Origin of the sequence: Mesorhizobium sp. LNJC394B00 (assembly GCF_000502555.1) — a bacterium.
In the GTDB taxonomy this organism is placed as follows: Bacteria; Pseudomonadota; Alphaproteobacteria; order Rhizobiales; family Rhizobiaceae; genus Mesorhizobium.
In genome coordinates this window covers 142,552-158,579 of sequence record NZ_AYWH01000002.1, presented here as the reverse complement: position 1 = coordinate 158,579, position 16,028 = coordinate 142,552, and the positions used below count along the sequence as shown (strand labels likewise).

The 16,028-nt window shown below is 63.8% G+C and carries 16 protein-coding genes; 11 read left to right on the top strand and 5 right to left on the bottom strand.

Going from position 1 to position 16,028, the window contains the following annotated elements:
• Positions 1-18: 18 nt before the first annotated feature.
• The 4 genes from X751_RS158355 (at position 19) to X751_RS1000000166795 (ending at position 3,024) form a co-directional block, all read left to right on the top strand.
• Complete coding sequence (locus tag X751_RS158355; protein ID WP_155923309.1) at positions 19-948, top strand: sugar ABC transporter permease; 930 nt, start codon at positions 19-21, stop codon at positions 946-948.
• A 251-nt stretch (positions 949-1,199) separates the two neighbouring features.
• A complete protein-coding gene (locus X751_RS01000000163560) occupies positions 1,200-1,796 on the top strand; it encodes a carbohydrate ABC transporter permease (protein WP_050588581.1) in 597 nt (198 codons plus the stop codon).
• Positions 1,797-1,807: 11 nt separating this feature from the next.
• A complete protein-coding gene (locus tag X751_RS158360; RefSeq protein WP_023685718.1) occupies positions 1,808-2,863 on the top strand; it encodes an ABC transporter ATP-binding protein in 1,056 nt (351 codons plus the stop codon).
• Complete coding sequence (locus tag X751_RS1000000166795) at positions 2,860-3,024, top strand: hypothetical protein (RefSeq protein ID WP_023701459.1); 165 nt, start codon at positions 2,860-2,862, stop codon at positions 3,022-3,024. The genes X751_RS158360 and X751_RS1000000166795 overlap by 4 nt, the downstream gene beginning before the upstream one ends.
• A gap of 22 nt (positions 3,025-3,046) precedes the next feature.
• On the opposite strand, the gene ggt is transcribed toward X751_RS1000000166795, so the two are convergent.
• From ggt to X751_RS158385, 5 genes are read right to left on the bottom strand one after another with little or no spacing between them, the layout of a single operon-like run.
• The gene (gene ggt / locus X751_RS158365; RefSeq protein WP_023744049.1) at positions 3,047-4,633 is read right to left on the bottom strand and encodes a gamma-glutamyltransferase; all 1,587 of its coding nucleotides are present in this window, start codon (positions 4,631-4,633) and stop codon (positions 3,047-3,049) included.
• 40 nt (positions 4,634-4,673) lie between these two features.
• The gene (locus tag X751_RS158370; RefSeq protein ID WP_023744048.1) at positions 4,674-5,975 is read right to left on the bottom strand and encodes an FAD-binding oxidoreductase; all 1,302 of its coding nucleotides are present in this window, start codon (positions 5,973-5,975) and stop codon (positions 4,674-4,676) included.
• A gap of 2 nt (positions 5,976-5,977) precedes the next feature.
• Positions 5,978-7,360, bottom strand: a complete 1,383-nt coding sequence (locus X751_RS158375) for a glutamine synthetase family protein (protein ID WP_023744047.1) — start codon at positions 7,358-7,360, stop codon at positions 5,978-5,980.
• A gap of 6 nt (positions 7,361-7,366) precedes the next feature.
• Positions 7,367-8,650 carry a glycosyltransferase gene (locus tag X751_RS158380; protein WP_023698837.1) on the bottom strand — a complete coding sequence of 428 codons (1,284 nt, stop codon included), beginning with the start codon at positions 8,648-8,650 and terminating at the stop codon, positions 7,367-7,369.
• Positions 8,651-8,660: 10 nt separating this feature from the next.
• Positions 8,661-9,599, bottom strand: a complete 939-nt coding sequence (locus tag X751_RS158385) for a GntR family transcriptional regulator (RefSeq protein ID WP_023698838.1) — start codon at positions 9,597-9,599, stop codon at positions 8,661-8,663.
• Between the two features lie 233 nt (positions 9,600-9,832).
• On the opposite strand from X751_RS158385, the gene X751_RS158390 reads away from it, so the two are divergent.
• The 7 genes from X751_RS158390 to X751_RS158420 all read left to right on the top strand — a co-directional run bounded on the left by X751_RS158390 (position 9,833) and on the right by X751_RS158420 (position 16,018).
• Positions 9,833-10,897, top strand: coding sequence for a spermidine/putrescine ABC transporter substrate-binding protein (locus X751_RS158390; RefSeq protein ID WP_023685711.1), 1,065 nt, complete (start codon positions 9,833-9,835; stop codon positions 10,895-10,897).
• Between the two features lie 235 nt (positions 10,898-11,132).
• Positions 11,133-11,975: an ABC transporter permease gene (locus tag X751_RS158395; protein WP_031246953.1), complete on the top strand. Its 843-nt coding sequence runs from the start codon at positions 11,133-11,135 to the stop codon at positions 11,973-11,975.
• Between the two features lie 186 nt (positions 11,976-12,161).
• Entirely contained in the window at positions 12,162-12,953 is a 792-nt protein-coding gene (locus X751_RS158400) for an ABC transporter permease (RefSeq protein WP_023744045.1), read from the top strand.
• On the top strand, positions 12,950-14,023 hold the full coding sequence (locus tag X751_RS158405) for an ABC transporter ATP-binding protein (RefSeq protein ID WP_023744044.1): 1,074 nt from the start codon (positions 12,950-12,952) through the stop codon (positions 14,021-14,023). The genes X751_RS158400 and X751_RS158405 overlap by 4 nt, the downstream gene beginning before the upstream one ends.
• A gap of 10 nt (positions 14,024-14,033) precedes the next feature.
• A complete protein-coding gene (locus X751_RS158410; RefSeq protein WP_023744043.1) occupies positions 14,034-15,308 on the top strand; it encodes a glycosyltransferase in 1,275 nt (424 codons plus the stop codon).
• Positions 15,305-15,655, top strand: a complete 351-nt coding sequence (locus X751_RS158415) for a cupin domain-containing protein (protein WP_023744042.1) — start codon at positions 15,305-15,307, stop codon at positions 15,653-15,655. The genes X751_RS158410 and X751_RS158415 overlap by 4 nt, the downstream gene beginning before the upstream one ends.
• A gap of 21 nt (positions 15,656-15,676) precedes the next feature.
• Positions 15,677-16,018 (top strand): cupin domain-containing protein, encoded by a 342-nt coding sequence (locus tag X751_RS158420; RefSeq protein ID WP_023672950.1) that lies wholly within the window; start codon positions 15,677-15,679, stop codon positions 16,016-16,018.
• Positions 16,019-16,028: the final 10 nt, after the last annotated feature.

Here is a 16,028-nt window from a genome sequence, read left to right as displayed (position 1 = left end):
TGTCCGCAGGAAACGCCCGTGACGAACCGCACTCCATCGCCGCGCGGAATGCCGCTTCTCGACCGTGGGGTGGGGCCGCTCTTGATGCTGCCGGCGACGCTGCTCGTCGTCGTCTTCCTGGTCGGCCCGTTCTACTACATGGTCTACACCGCGCTGACCGACCTCAGCTTCGCCGACGCCAGCCATGCCGGCGCCTTCGTCGGTTTCGACAATTTCCGCAAGCTGATGCGCAACGACCCATTCTTCTGGGCATCGTTCCTGCTGACGCTGAAATTCGTCATCATCGCCGTCGGCCTGGAATTCCTGCTCGGCTTTGCGCTGGCCTTCCTGATCTTCCGCTTCGTCGCCAGCCAGCGGCTTCTCACCACACTGCTGCTCATCCCGATGATGATCGCGCCGGTCGCCGTCGGGCTGATCTGGCGGCTGCTGTTGCAGGGCGATTTCGGCATGCTCACCTTCTACATGCGCAAGGTCGGCCTGCTGGCGCAGAATTCGGCGGTGCTTTCGGCACCCGACCTGGTGTTTCCGACCATCGTCGCCATCGATGTCTGGCAGTGGACGCCTTTCGTCACCCTGATCATGCTCGCCGGGATGATGAGCCTGCCGCGCGCGCCGTTCGAGGCGGCGATGATGGATGGCGCCAAACCGTTCCAGATTTTCCGAAACGTCATGCTGCCGCTGCTGCGGCCGGTCATCGCGCTCGTGCTGCTGCTGCGCGGCATCGACGCCTTCAAGGAGTTCGACAAGGTTTTCCTGATGACCGGCGGCGGACCGGGAACGCTGACCGAGCTGGTCTCGATCTACGCCTACCGCGTCAATTTCCGTAACTGGGACCTCGGCTACGGCGCCGCGGTCGCCTTCATGATCTATCTCGTCGTGCTGATCCTGTGCTCGGTCTTCTACAAGGCCGTCTACTGGTCGAGCCGCAAGCAGGTGGGGGCGTTTTGAGGGCGCTGCGATGATCGATCAGTCCACCAACCGCGCCTGGAAAAGCTTTGCCTGGGCGGTGTTGCTCGTCGCCGTCGTGGTGGCGCTGACGCCTTATGTCTGGATGGTGCTGGCGTCGTTCAAGAACCGCGTCGATCTTCTGTCTTCTGTGCCGAAATGGATTTTTTCGCCGACGCTTGCCAACTATCCCGCCGTCTTCATCGACAAGGGATACTGGCCGCTGGCGATCAATTCGGTGCTGATCTCGGNCGGTGTCGTCGACCATACTCTGCATCGTCATCGGCGCGCCAGCGGCCTATGGCTTTGCCCGCTCGGATTTTCCCGGCAAGGAAGACCTGTTCTTCTTCTTCCTGACCACGCGCATGGCGCCGCCGATCTCAATCGCCGTGCCGCTGTTCCTGTTCTTCACCTCGCTGGGCCTGATCGACACCATCTACGCCGTTGTGATCGCCCACACCTCCTTCAACCTGTCGCTCGTCGTCTGGATGATGCGCGGCTTCTTCGCCGAAATCCCCAGGGAGATCGACGAGGCCGCGATGATGGACGGCCGCTCGCGGCTCGGCGCATTCTTCTTCGTCGTCGCGCCGCTGGCCGCACCCGGCATCGGCGCCACAGCGGTGCTCTGCTTCATCCTGTCGTGGAACGAGTTCCTCTATGCCTTCATCCTCGTCGCTTTCGACGGGCGGCCGCTGACCGTCGGCATACCGGGGCTGGTGACGCCGCATGGCACGCTCTGGGGACAGGTCGCGGCAGTCGCGATCGTGGCAACGCTGCCGATCGTGCTTTTCACGTTCCTTGTCCAGAAACAGCTCGTCCGCGGCCTCACCTTCGGCGCGGTCAAGGGTTGAAGGGATCTTGTATGGCAATTGTTTTCGACGGCGTCACCAAGGCCTTCCCGGACGGGACGGTGGCGCTGCAGGCGCTCGATCTTGCTTTCGAGCCCGGCGAATTCCTGGTTCTGCTCGGCCCGTCCGGTTCCGGCAAGACGACAGCCTGCCGGCTGCTCGCCGGGCTGGAGCGGCCGACCGCCGGGCGCATCATGGTCGAGGGCCTCGATGTCACCGACCTGCCGCCGCGCCTGCGCGGCATGGGCATGGTGTTCCAGAACTATGCGCTCTACAGCCATAAGAGCGTCTACGAGAACATCGCCTATCCCTTGCGCATCCGAAAGATGCCGGCCGCCGAGCTTGACCGCTGCGTCCGCGCCATGGCCGAGCTGCTCGAAATCACCCGTTACCTCGACCGCCGCCCTTCGCAATTGTCGGGCGGCCAGGCGCAGCGCGTGGCTGTGGCCCGCGCACTCGTCTGGCAGCCGAGCCTCTGTCTGATGGACGAGCCGCTGTCCAATCTCGACGCCTTGTTGCGGCTCCACATGCGCACCGAGCTGAAGCGTCTGCATCGCGAGCTGAAAAAGACCTTCGTCTTCGTCACCCACGACCAGGAAGAGGCGATGACGCTGGCGACCAGGGTCGCGGTGTTGCGCGAAGGCGCACTGATCCAGTACGACGACCCGCGCGAGATCTATCGGCGGCCTGCCAATCGCTTCATCGCCGAATTCATCGGCCGTCCAGCGATGAACACGTTCGATGGCGATGTCCGCGCCGGCGTCTTCCACGCCAGCGGTTTCACTTGCCCGCTTCCGGGAAAGCCTGATGGTCCCATCGTGCTCGGCATTCGCCCGGAGCAGATCCAGCTTGTCGACGCGACTGCCGGCGACGCCATCCTGTTTGCCGTCGACGTCGTCGAACCGGTCGAGCCGGACGTGCTGATCTTCGCCAATAGCGAGGCCAACGCGCTGATCGTCAGGACTGTGAATGACGATCGCGCTTTCGATCCCGGCCAGCCGCTTTATCTACGCTTTCCGCCGGCAGCGCTGCACACGTTCGATGCTGTGTCGGGAGCGCGGCTGCCGTGAGCACGCTGCTCGCTTTGGTGCCGCTGGCCGCCGCAGCCTTGGTCTGGTGGCTGTTCTACAGCTTCAACCGGTCGCGGCGCTGGTTCTCGACAGGCGAACTCATCTTCTGGGACGCCATTGCACTGGTAACCCTGCAGCTTGTCTGGCTGATCTGGTTCTGAATGCGCATTCCAGCAACGCAGATCAGTAGCCCAGCGCACAACCGTCCTTGCGAGGATCGGAGGCACCGGTGAGCGTGCCCTTTTCCCAATCGATCAGCACCAGCTGGCCGCCGCCATGCGGCTCCTCGGCGATCGAAACCTGATGACCGCGCTGACGCAGGCCGGCGATCGCCTCAGCCGGAATCCCGCGCTCGGCCAGCACGGCATTGTCCTTGTAGAACACCCGTGGCGCATCCAGTGCCTGCTGCGGGTCCATCCCGAAATCGATCATGTTGGTCAACAGATGGACATGGCCGAACGGCTGGTAGCCGCCGCCCATCACCCCGAACGGCATCACCACCTTACCCCCTCGCGTCGCCATGCCAGGCATGATGGTGTGCATCGGTCGCTTTCGCGGCGCGATACGATTTGGATGGCCTTCCGTGAGGCGAAAACTGCTGCCGCGATTCTGCAGCACGACGCCTGTCTTGGGACCGACGACGCCGCTGCCGAAGGAACCGAAGGTCGAGTTGATGAAGCTGACTGCATTGCGGTCGCGGTCGACCACGGAGATATAGACGGTGTCGCTGCGCGGCAGCTCAAGCCGCGGCAGATGCGTCATGGCGAGGGCCGGATCGATGGCGGCGCGCAGCCGCTCCGCATAGGCTGCCGACAGCAGTTGTTCGACGGGGACCTGGACGAAATCCTGGTCGCCGATGAAAGTATCGCGGTCCTGGTAGGCAAGCCGGCCGGCTTCGATCTCGAGATGCAGCCGCTGGGCACTGTTCGGCTCCAACGAACCAAGGCTGAAGCCCGAAAGCACATTCAGCATGATCAGCGCCGTCATGCCCTGATTGTTCGGTGGCATCTGATGGATATCGTAGCCGCGATAGGACGTATTCACCGACGTGACGTAGTCGCCCTTGGTTGCAGCGAAATCGTCCAGCGCATGCAGCCCGCCCAGCGCGCCGAGACGCGCCACCAGATCACCGGCGACCTCGCCCTCATAGAAGCCGGCGCGACCTTGCTTTGAGATTATGCGCAAGGTTTCCGCGAGTTCCGGCTGCCGATGCACATCACCGGCCTGTGGTGCCCGGCCGTTCGGCAGGAAGATCCGCGCCGCATGTTCGTCGGCGGCGAGCAGGGCGACCTCGTCAGCCCAATCGAAGGCGACGCGATCATGAACGACATAGCCTTGTTCGGCATAGCGAATGGCCGGAGCCAGCGCGGCGTCGATGCCCTTCCTGCCGTGATCTTCAAGCAGCCGGCACCACGCGTCGATGGCGCCCGGAACGGTGACGGCATGCGGTCCGGTTCCAGGCAGTTCGCCATGGCCCCGCTCCAGAAACCAATCGGCATTTGCAGCAGCAGGCGATCGCCCCGAGCCGTTGAAGGCCAGCACCTCGCCCTCGCCTTTGGGGCTGTAGAGCACAAAACAGTCGCCGCCGATGCCGGTCGATTGCGGCTCGACGACGCCTTGCACCGCCGCAGCGCAGACAGCGGCATCCATGGCATTGCCGCCGGAGCGCAGCATGTCGATGGCGGCCAGCGTCGCCAGCGAATGCGATGTCGCCGCCATCGCTTCTGTCGCGCGAACCGGCGAGCGTCCGGGGAACTGAAAATCACGCATGAAATCGCCTCCAATGATTTCGCGCCCGCCGGCAGCAGCCTCAATGCTTGATGCGGTCGCGCATGGCGTACCACAACATCCCCAGCACATAGAGCAAGCCCCGCAGCGCCGTACCGCCCGGGAACGGCATCGGCGTCAGCGTCGAGAACAGGTCCAGCCGCGAGGCGTCGCCCGTAATCGCTTCGGCCAAGAGCTTGCCCGACAGCGTTGACAGGATGACGCCCTTGCCGGAATAGCCATGCGCGAAATAGACCTCGCCATAGTGCCCGACATGCGGCAGCCGCGACGTGGTCACCGACACCAGACCGCCCCAGGCATGATCGATGCGGCAGCCCTTCAGTTGCGGGAAGGTGGCCTCCATGTGCGGCCGCACGAAGCCGGCGATGTCGGCCGGCGGCGATGGCGTGTAGCGCTCGCCGCCGCCGAATAGCAGCCGACCGTCCGCCGACATGCGGTAGTAGTTGACGACGAAGCGCGTGTCGGACACCGCGACATTGGCCGGGATGACATTGTGTTTGCCCTCCAGCGGTTCGGTGGCGACGATGTAGTTGCCGACCGGCATGATGCGGCTGTTGACGCGCGGCTCCAGCCCATGCAGCAACGCGTCGCCGGCCAGCACGACATGTTTGGCCCTTACCGACCCCTGCGCCGTCGAGACCCGGATCGAAGGCTCGCGCTCCAGCTTTACCGCGACGGAATTTTCATGGATGACGACACCGGCCGCCACGGCGGCACGGGCAAGGCCGAGCGTGTAGTTCAGCGGATGCATATGGCCGCCAAGCGGCTCATACATGGCGCCATGATAGGGCGTGTCCACCTTGCCGCGTGCCTGCGCCGCCGACAGGATCTCGACGTCGTGGAACTTCATCACGCTCTCGAGGCATTTGGCCTCGTCTTCGAGATCCCTGAGGTCGGAGCCATTAACGGCACCGACGAGATGGCCGGTCAGCCGCAGATCGCAGTCGATGGTGTGGCGCTCGATGATGTCGAGCACCAGGCCCCGCGCCTCGAAGGCGAGGTCGAACAGCGCCTTCGCCCGCTCGGGGCCGTAGAGCTTGACCAGCCCCTTGGCGCCTTTGCGCAGGCCGGGGATCATCTGGCCGCCATTGCGGCCCGACGCGCCCCAGCCGATCTTGCCGCCTTCGAGCAGCACCACCTTCAGGCCGCGCTCGGCGGCATGAAGGGCGGCCGACAGGCCGGTGCAGCCGCCGCCGACCACCACCAGATCGGCGCCGACATCTCCCACCAGCGCCGGATGGTCCGGCGCCGGATTGGCGGTGGCGACATAGTAGGATTTGCCGATATCGAGGCCCGAATTGAAACCCGTTGAGCCGGAGGCCATGATCACACCTTCAGCAGCAAATGGTCGCGTTCCCAACTCGTCACCACGCTTTGGAACAGGTCGAGTTCGACGCTCTTGACGCGCAGATAGGTCTGGAAAAAATCCTCGCCGAGCAATGCCCGCACCGGCTCGCAAGCAGTGAAACGATCAAGCGCCTCCTCCATCGTTTTCGGCAGCGTGCTTTTGATCCTGTAGGCATTGCCCGAGGCCTCAGCCGAGCGCGCCAGCTTCTGCTCGACGCCGAGATAGCCGGCAAGCAGCGAACCGGCGATCGCCAGATAGGGATTGCAATCCGCACCCGGCAAGCGGTTCTCTACCCGCCGGGCGGCGCGGCCACCTGCCGGCACGCGCAGGCCGCAGGAGCGGTTGTCATGCGACCATTCGATGTTGGCCGGCGCGCTGTGGTTCGGCCGGATGCGGCGGAACGAGTTCACGTTGGGTGCGAATAGCGGCATGATCTCGGGCACATATTTCTGCAGGCCGCCGATGAAATGGCCGAACATTTCGGTATCTGCATCATCTCTGTCGGAAAACAGCGCGGCGCCTGTCGTTTCATCGACGACAGACATGTGCAGATGCATCGAGCTGCCGGCCTGCGCGGCGATCGGCTTGGCCATGAAGGTGGCGTGCATGCCGCTCTGCTGCGCTGCCTGGCGCGTCAGCCGCTTGAACAGCAGCACCTGGTCGGCGAGTGGCACCGCGTCGCCGTGCAGCAGATTGATCTCCAGCTGCGCGGTGCCCGATTCATGGATCAGCGTGTCGAGCGGCAGGCCGGCGGCTGCGGCATAATCATAGACGCGCCTTATCACCGGCTCGAATTCTTCCAGCGCCACCATGTCATAGGGATGCTGCGAGCCCTCGGCGCGGCCATTGGCGCCAACCGGTGCCGTCAGCGGCTGGTCGGGATTCGGATTGGGCGCGGTCAGATAGAATTCGACTTCCGGCGCCACCACCGCGCGCCAACCGCGCTTCCGGTAGAGATCGAGCACGGCGCGCAGCACATGTCGTGGCGAGGCCATCCAGGGCTTGCCTTCCATGTGGAAGGCGTCGGCGAAGACATAGGCTTTGCCAGCGCCACCGCCCGGCGCCAGGCACAGCGTCGACATATCAAGCACCATGCGCATATCCGGGTCTTGATAGGCAAAGCCTTCGTCGATCGAACCGGAGTAGCGGCCATCGATGCTGACCAGGAAAGCGCTGCTCGGCAGGTAAAGTGCGCGGTCTTCCAGCGCCTTGAGGAATTTTGCTGTCGGCAGCGCCTTGCCGCGCAGCACGCCATTCATGTCGGGCACCAGGCACTCGACCTCCGTGATGCCGTGCTGGGCGAGCCAGGCCTTGGGATCGTTGCCGGTGAAGAGAGCGGTGTTGGTATTTTTGTCCTGCATTTTGGTTCACGTACCTATGAGAGAGAGTATGGCTTGCGCGGCCACATCCGTTCCAGGGGTCAGCGCCATCTTGGCAGCATTGTCCCTGAGGCGGGCGCGCATCGCATCGTCGGCCAGCAGGCCGAGAATGGCTCTCTCCAATCCCCCTTCCGTCCAGGCGTCGCGGCCGATATGGTCGCCGACACCTGTCTCTCCCGCGCGTTGCGCATTGTCGTGACCGTCCCAGCAATAGGGCATGATCAGCGACGGCACGCCGAAGCGCAGCGCCTCGCAAAAGCTGTTGTTGCCGCCATGGTGGATGAACAGGTCCGACTTCGCCACCACCGAAGGCTGCGGAAACCAGGCGTCGAGATAGACATTGTCCGGCACCGCGCGATAGGCGTCGCGCAGGCCGCCGGCATTGACGATGAAGCGCGCCGGCAGCCTGTCGAAGACGGCGAGCATGCGCTCGATCAGCCCGACATCCATCGCGCCGAGGCTGCCGAAGCTGACATAGACCAGCGGGCCGCCATTGCGCGGAAACACCGGCACCTCGAATGGCCCTTCCGAACGCACGCAGCCTTCGAGATAGACAAAGCGTTTGGGGTCGAGCGGCTCGGCCCGCTCACGCCGTACGATCGCTGGCGTCAGCAGCAGATTGAGGTCGGGTGATGTCTCGAGGAACAGGCCCTTGGGCAACGGCGCCAGGCCGGCATCCGCACGAAAACGGTTGAAGCGCTCATGCGCGGGTGCGGAGGCCGCGAGATAGCGCGCTTCGAACGCCGCACGTTGCGGGTCGTCGGCACCCATCCCCGAGAGATAGGGCGGCACCTCGGCATCCGGCAGTTCCGTCTCGGCACAGGAGACGACGCGCACCCACGGGCAGCCGGCGGCGGCGATCGCCGGGAACATGATGACGTTGTCGAGCACCACCGCGTCCGGCTTCAGCCGCGCCAGCAATTGGCGCAGCGGCGCCTCGGCGTTGACGGCGGTGTCGACGATCGCTTGCCAGGTCGGCGCGACATAGGTCTCGAGCTGGTCGATCGGGCTCAGCCGGAAATGCGGCAGGTGCCGGCGCACGAAGGCCTGCCAATAGCTCTGGCGGTCGCTGTCGCTCAGCGGCTCATCCGTCGGCAGATGGTATTCCTGGAAGCCATAGTCGGTAAAGACGCCGGAGAAGCCGGCATGGCAGATGAAGACGGGGCGAGCGCCCCGTGCGCGCAATGCCTGTGCGATACCGACGCAATTCAACGCGGCGCCGAAACTGGCTTCGGGAAACAGCGCGATGGTCGGGCTGGCTTTACGCGTCAATTATTCCTCTTCAATCCGGCCGGCTGATCATGCTGAACAGTGCGGGAGCTCCGCGGCTGGCTGCTTGCGGTCGCTGGCTGCGGGAGAGCCGCAGGTGGATGCGAAGCAGATCGGCAGCCACCTCATACTGCCGGCTTTCAAGATAGTCGAGTATGCCCGAGTGTTCGCGCAACGATTGCCGCAGCCGAAACACGTTGACGCCGGAATAGATGCCCGGCAGCCGGCGCAGGCGGAGATGATCGGCCAATGCATCCGACACAAAACGGTTGGCGCAGCCCTCGGCGATCATGCCATGAAAATCCATGTCCAGCCGCTGGAACTCGCGCGTGTCGAATGTCTCGTCCGGCAGCGCTGCAAGCGCTTCCATGCCTTGCCGCAACATTGCTGCCCGCGCCCCGTCCAGCCGAAAGCCTGGCGTCAGGATGGCCGCCGGCTCTAGCACCAGGCGGAACTCGTAGCTTTCGCCTTGCGCCTCCGGATCGTCCGGCGCGCGGCGAAACAACCAGGATTGCCCAGGCGCACGATCCAGAAGATTCTCGTCGGTCAGTTTGTTAAGTGCTTTTAGTACCGTCTTGCGATCAGCGTCGTAGCGTCGCATCAGCCCCGCGATGGTCACCGTCTGGTCCAACCGTCGCGCCGAGCGGTCGCGCAGGATGGCTTCGGCGAGCTCGTCTTCCTCCGCACTGGGTAGTTCGGCGGCAATGGCGGGCTGGGCGGCGAGGTCGACCGTCAGATGATAACCGCTGTCGGCCTCCCAGCGCACCACGCCCCGTTCCGCGAGCAGGCCGAGTGCCGCGCGTACGGGCGTGCGCGAGACATTGCACAGCGAGGCGATCTGCTGTTCGGGCAGGCGGGCGCCAGGCTCGAAGCCACGCTGCCGCGCCACATCCAGGATGCGTTGCGCCAGATCGAGATGGTTGGTGCGAGGTCGTCTGGCTACGGCTTGCATGACTTTTCTCGAATGCGAATGTGGCGCATTGGTCTGGCTGATCGCCGGAACAGGCACAATCGGCCAAATTCCTCCGTCGGTTGACAGATTATGGATTGACGTACTTTTTTCTGCAATAGTACTGTCGGCACAATCGGCAAGAAAAGACCGAGGGAACAGGATCGAGGCAGGCGCGCGTCGCCGGCCTTGGTCCGGCAAATGATTTCGACGATCAAACCGAATGGGAGACTGCCATGACCGCTACCAGCCTGCGGCGCCGTGCGCTCAATACATCCTCAATCGCTCTCGGTCTCGCTCTGACGCTCTCGGTGCCGGCCGCCGCAGCCGACCTCGTTATTTCGAACTGGGATGGGTACATGGCACCCGACGCCATGGCCGCTTTCAAGACCGCCACCGGCGTTGCCGGCGAAGTGGTGGTGCACGCCACCAATGAAGAGATCATGGGCAAGCTGATTGCCGCCGGCGGCAAGGGCTATGACGTGGTCTTCGTCTCCTCGCCCTTCGCCGAAGTATTAAACAAGCTTGGCCTGACCGAGCCGATCGACCATGCCAAGATCCCCAACCTCGCCAACCTCTATCCCGAAGCGACCAAGCTGCCGCACGATGTCGGCAACGCTTTCTCCGTGCCTTACACCTGGGGCACGACGGGCCTCTGCTACCGCTCTGACCTTGTCAAGACGGCGCCCACGAGCTGGAGCGACCTGCTCGCCCCTTCCGACGAGATGAAGGGCAAGACCACCATGCTGGCGACCGATCGCTGGCTGCTGGCCGCCGGGCAGCTCGACAAGGGCTATTCGGTCAACGAGACCGACCCGGCCAAGATGGCCGAGGTCAAGGACCTCTTGATCTCCGCCAAGAAGACCCTGCTCGCCTATGACGACACCACCTTCTATTCCAAGCTGGTTTCCGGCGAGGCGCTGATGGTGCAGGCCTGGGACGGCTGGTGCAATTACGGCATCGCTGACAAGCCGGAGATCAAATACGTCATCCCTAAAGAAGGTTCGGACCTGTGGGTCGACACGATGGTGGTGATGAAGGCGTCCGAGCACAAGGACGACGCCTTCAAGTTCATCAACTTCATGCTCGACGCCAAGAACCACGCCTGGGCGGCGCAGAACATCGACTACAAGGTGCCGAACAAGCCGGCGATGGAAAGCCTGCCGGCCGACTTCCTGGCCAAATTCCCCAACATGGCGATGCCGGTGGCCGATCTCGTCAAGTTCGAGCAGTTGCGTGACGTCGGCGAAGCCCAGCGCGATTATTCCAAGATCGTCAGCGAGATCAAGGCCGCGCAGTAAGCGGCCTGCCACTTCGATTGCTGGAAGCAAGCTTGCGTTCCTTCACGCCCCCCTCTGGCCTGCCGGTCATCTCCCACTCAAGGGGGGAGATCGGCTGTGGCGTCGCTTTCGCCGATCTTCGATGTTTGAAAGCAAGCGAGAGGTTGGAACTGCTAATCTCCCCCCTTGAGGGGGAGATGCCCGGCAGGGCAGAGGGGGGTGCGGCGTGACGCGGACCTCCCGTTCCTCTCAGCTGATGGCCCCGGCGCTGGTCTGGCTGACCGCGCTGATGGTTATTCCATGCGCCCTGGTGCTGGCGCTCGCCTTCTTCCGGCGCGGCGTCTATGGCGGCATCGACTACACTTTGACGCTGGAAAATTTCGGGTTGGTCTTCGACCCGCTCTATGCCGGCATCTTCCTCAACTCAGCACGTATCGCCGGCACCGCGACCTTGATTGCGGTGGTGATCGGCTATGCCGCAGCCTATGCGATCGCGGCCGCACCGCGCCGGTGGCAGCCAATTTTCCTGTTCTTCGCCGTGCTGCCGTTCTGGTCCAACTATCTGATCCGCACCTATGCCTGGATCGTGCTGCTGAACCGCGAAGGGCTGATCACCCAGCTCTTGCGCTGGTTCGGCTACACCGGCGAACCGCCCTCGATGCTCTATACCGAAGGCTCGGTCATCGCAGGCCTCGTCTACAACTATCTGCCCTTCGTCATCCTCGCCTGCTACGCGCCGCTGTCGCGCCTCAACCCGGAACTGGCCGAAGCATCGCGCGATCTCGGCGCTTCGGCCGCCACCACCTTCCGACGTGTCATCCTGCCGCTGACCGTGCCCGGCATCGCTGCGGGCGCCGTCTTCGTCTTCGTGCTGTCGATCGGCAATTTCGTCACCCCGGCGCTGCTTGGCGGCGGCCGCTTCCAGATGATCGGCAACCTCGTCTACGACCAGTTCCTGACCGCCAATGACTGGCCGTTTGGCGCGGCATTGGCGATGGCGCTGATCGCCATCATGCTTCTGGTGCTGATCGCGCAGGCGCTCGCCGCCGACCGCGCCGCGGGGCGTGCGGCTGAGGCAAAGGGTGACGCCGATGGCTGAGCGCTGCGCAATTCTTGCCTTCTCCCCGTTCACCGGGAGAAGGTGCCCCGAAGGGGCGGATGAGGGGCGGCGTCAACCTTTGCGACGCTCAGCGCTGCCCCTCATCTGCCTGCCGGTATCTTCTACCCGTGAACAGGGAGAAGGACTCTGGTCGTTCGCTTGCCTTCCAATTGTCGGAGGCCGGCGATGACCCATTCCTTCACCCGTACGCTCGGCATGCGGACGATCCTCACCCTCGTCTTCGCCTTCCTCTACATCCCGATCGCCGTGCTGGTGGCGCTGTCCTTCAACGAAGGCGGATTGCCGACGGCATGGTCGGGCTTTTCGCTGAAATGGTATGCCTCGCTGGCCGGCAACTCCGCCATCCTTTCCGCTGCGCTCAACACGCTGATCGTGGCGTTGGTCTCCACGGCCATCGCCACGCTGCTCGGCACGCTGCTGGCCATCGGCATCGAGATGCGCCGGCAATACGGCAGGGGTCTCGAGGCGCTGGTCTTCGCACCGATGATCATCCCCGACATCGTCCTGGCGATCGCTCTGCTGTCGTTCTTCTCCATGCTAAACCTGACCATGGGCCTGCACACCATCATCCTCGCCCATGTCGTCTTCAACCTCGCCTTCGTCTGCTCGGTGGTGCGCGCAAGGCTAAAGAGTTTCGACTGGTCGATCGTCGAGGCCTCCGCCGACCTCGGCGCCTCGGCTCTGACCACCTTCCGGCGTGTGACATTGCCGGTGATCGCGCCGGCAGTGATTGCCGGCGCTCTGCTTGCCTTCACGCTCTCGGTCGACGAGTTCATCATCGCCTTCTTCACCGCCGGTGCCGGCCGCGCCTCGACCACGCTGCCGATGCAGATCTACGCCATGATCCGCTTCGGCATCACGCCGGAGATCAACGCGCTGGCGACCATCGTCATGGCGGTATCGATCACCGCGCTGACCCTGTCGCAGCGGCTCAACCGTGGGATAATCGGCCAATGAGCCAACCGCGCACGCTGCTGGCCATTGATAACGTTTCGAAGAAGTTCGGCCGGGTCACCGCCGTCGACGGCATCTCGCTCGACATCCGCGAAAACGAGTTCTTCGCGCTGCTTGGACCCTCCGGCTGCGGCAAGACCACGCTGCTGCGCATGCTGGCCGGCTTCGAGACGCCAACCGACGGCCGCATACTGCTCGATGGCAAGGACATCGCCCGCACCCCGCCCAACAAGCGGCCGGTCAATCTGATGTTCCAGTCCTACGCGCTGTTCCCGCATATGAGCGTGCGCGCCAATGTCTCCTACGGGCTGGAGATGGAGCGCTTGCCGAAAGCTGAAATCCGTTCCCGCGTCGACGCCATTCTGGCCACCACCGAGCTTGTCCCCTTCGCCGACCGTAAGCCTGAGCAATTGTCGGGTGGCCAGAAGCAGCGCGTCGCGCTCGCCCGCGCGCTGGTCAAACGGCCTCGGTTGCTGCTGCTCGACGAACCGCTCGGAGCGCTCGACAAGAAACTGCGCGGCGCCATGCAGTTGGAGTTGAAGCGCCTGCAGCACGAAGTCGGCATCACCTTCGTCATCGTCACCCACGACCAGGAAGAGTCACTCGTCATGGCCGACCGCATGGCGGTGCTCAAGGACGGCAGACTGCTGCAATGCGACGCGCCGCATGCGATCTACGAGCATCCCGCCGACCGTTTCGTCGCCGACTTCATCGGCGTGATGAATTTCGTACCGGGCAAGGTGTCTGCGGATGGCGTGATCGCCGCGAACGGCGCGCGCATTGCCGGCAAGGTTCCCGCCGCGCTCACACCCGGCGCTTCCGCCGTGGCCTCGGTGCGGCCCGAACGCATCCGGCTGTTCCCGTCACCCGAGACCGCGAACCGCACCACCGGCGCTGTCGAGGCACTGGCCTATCACGGGCTCGATTTGCAGCTGCATGTCCGCACGCCCTTGTCGCCAAAACCGTTCCTGGTGCGCGTCACCGCCGATGCCGCCGACCGCCGGCCGGCCTCGTCGGGCGACCAGGTCGAACTCGGCTGGGACGCCGCCGATGTCAGAATTTTTGCAGAATAGGAGAAGCCTTATGGCGCAGAGGACGATCGCGTTTTTTCCGGAGGCAGCCTACGGCCCGGCGCTCAATTCCGTCGGCATCGCGCAAGCGGTTGAGGCGCGCGGCCACAAGGCTGTGTTCCTGTCCGACCCCGGCTTCGTCGATGTCTACAAGGGCTACGGCTTCGAGGCGCATCCGGTGAACCTGTCGGAACCGATGCCACCCGAGCAGATGGCCAAATTCTGGGAGGATTTCATCAACGGCCACATCCCGAACTTCCGCAAATCGCCCTACGACCAGGTCGACAATTATGTGAAGGATTGCTGGACGGCGATCGTCGACAGCGCCAAGTGGGCGCAGAAGGATCTGCCGCGCGTTCTGGCCGCCATCGAGCCGGACGTGATCTGCGTCGACAACGTCATCCTCTTCCCGGCCATCAAGCAGTTCGGCAAGCCCTGGGTGCGCGTCATCTCCTGCTCGGAAAACGAGATCGAGGATGAGGACATCCCGCCGCATCTCTCCGGTTGCGGCGAGAACGACCATGTCGGCCACCAGCGCTATCGCGATCATTTCAATGCGGTGATCAAGCCCATCCACGACGACTTCAACGCCTTCCTCACCGCAAACAATGAAGCGCCATACCCGGTCGGTCAGTTCTTCGAGGCCTCGCCCTATCTCAATCTGCTGCTCTATCCCGAAGCGGCAAAGTTCAAACGCCGCCATCCGCTTGATACGACGAAATTCCAGTATCTCGAAGGCTGCGTGCGGCAGGAAAAGCCATACGCCGTGCCGACCTTCGCCGAGAACAATGACGGGCCGCTGCTCTATGTCTCCTTCGGCAGCCTCGGCGCTGGCGATGTCGATTTGTTGAAGCGCATAATCGCAACACTGGGCAAGACCCGTTACCGCGCGCTGGTCAATGTCGGCGGCTACAAGGACCAGTACACGGATGTGCCGGGCAACGTCATCGTCGAGAGCTGGTTTCCGCAGCCTTCGGTCATTCCGCAAGTCGATGCGGTCATCCACCATGGCGGCAACAACTCGTTCACAGAGTGCCTCTATTTCGGCAAGCCGGCCATCATCATGCCCTATGTCTGGGACGGCCACGACAACGCCACCCGCGTCCAGGAAACCGGCCACGGCTTCGGCATGCCGCGCTACGACTGGAGCGACGCCCAGCTGATCAGCAGGATCGAAGCCTGCCTGACTGACCCCAAGATGAAGATCAGGCTGGCGAAGACCTCGGCGCAGATGCAGGCCCAGAACGGGCCTGAGAAGGCAGCCGGGCTGCTGGAGGCGCTGCTGTGACCTCCTCCGCCCCACACCTCTACCAAGCCTCCACCCGCACCGACCTCGTCGACTGGGGCGCCCAGTCCGACGCGCTGGACGGCGCGTCGCACTCGACCGGCAGGCTGGTGCACAAGGGGCCCAACAACCAGCCGGAATCCGGCATCTGGGTGTGCACGCCCGGCCGCTGGCGGCTCTCGATTCCGCGCGACGAATTGTGCCATTTCGTCGCCGGCCGCGCGACGTACCGGTCGGATGCCGGGGAGGTGGTAGAAGTCGCAGCCGGGACCGTGGTCATGTTCCCTGCCGGCTGGACAGGCGAATACACCGTGCATGAGACCATGCGCAACGTCTACATGCTGGCTTGAACAGCAACGGAGCTTCCCAATATGCCGACACCGCACTGGCCAAAGGCCTCGACCGTGAAACTGGAGGACTGGGGCGGGGGCAGCAACACGCTTGCCGGCTCGCCGCGCGCCTCGGGCAGGATCCTCTCGCAGAACCCGGACGGCTCAAGCGAATGCGGCCTGTGGTCGTGCACGCCAGGCAGCCGCAAGGTTACCTTTGCCGCCGACGAGTTCTGCCATTTCCTGTCGGGCCGCGGGACCTATGTCCGCGAGAATGGCGAAGAGATCCCGGTCGAGGCCGGCATGCTGGTGTTCTTCCCCGCCGGCTGGGCCGGCACCTCCACCATCACGCAAACACTGACCAAGGCCTTCATGTGCCGCTGAGCACTTTTTT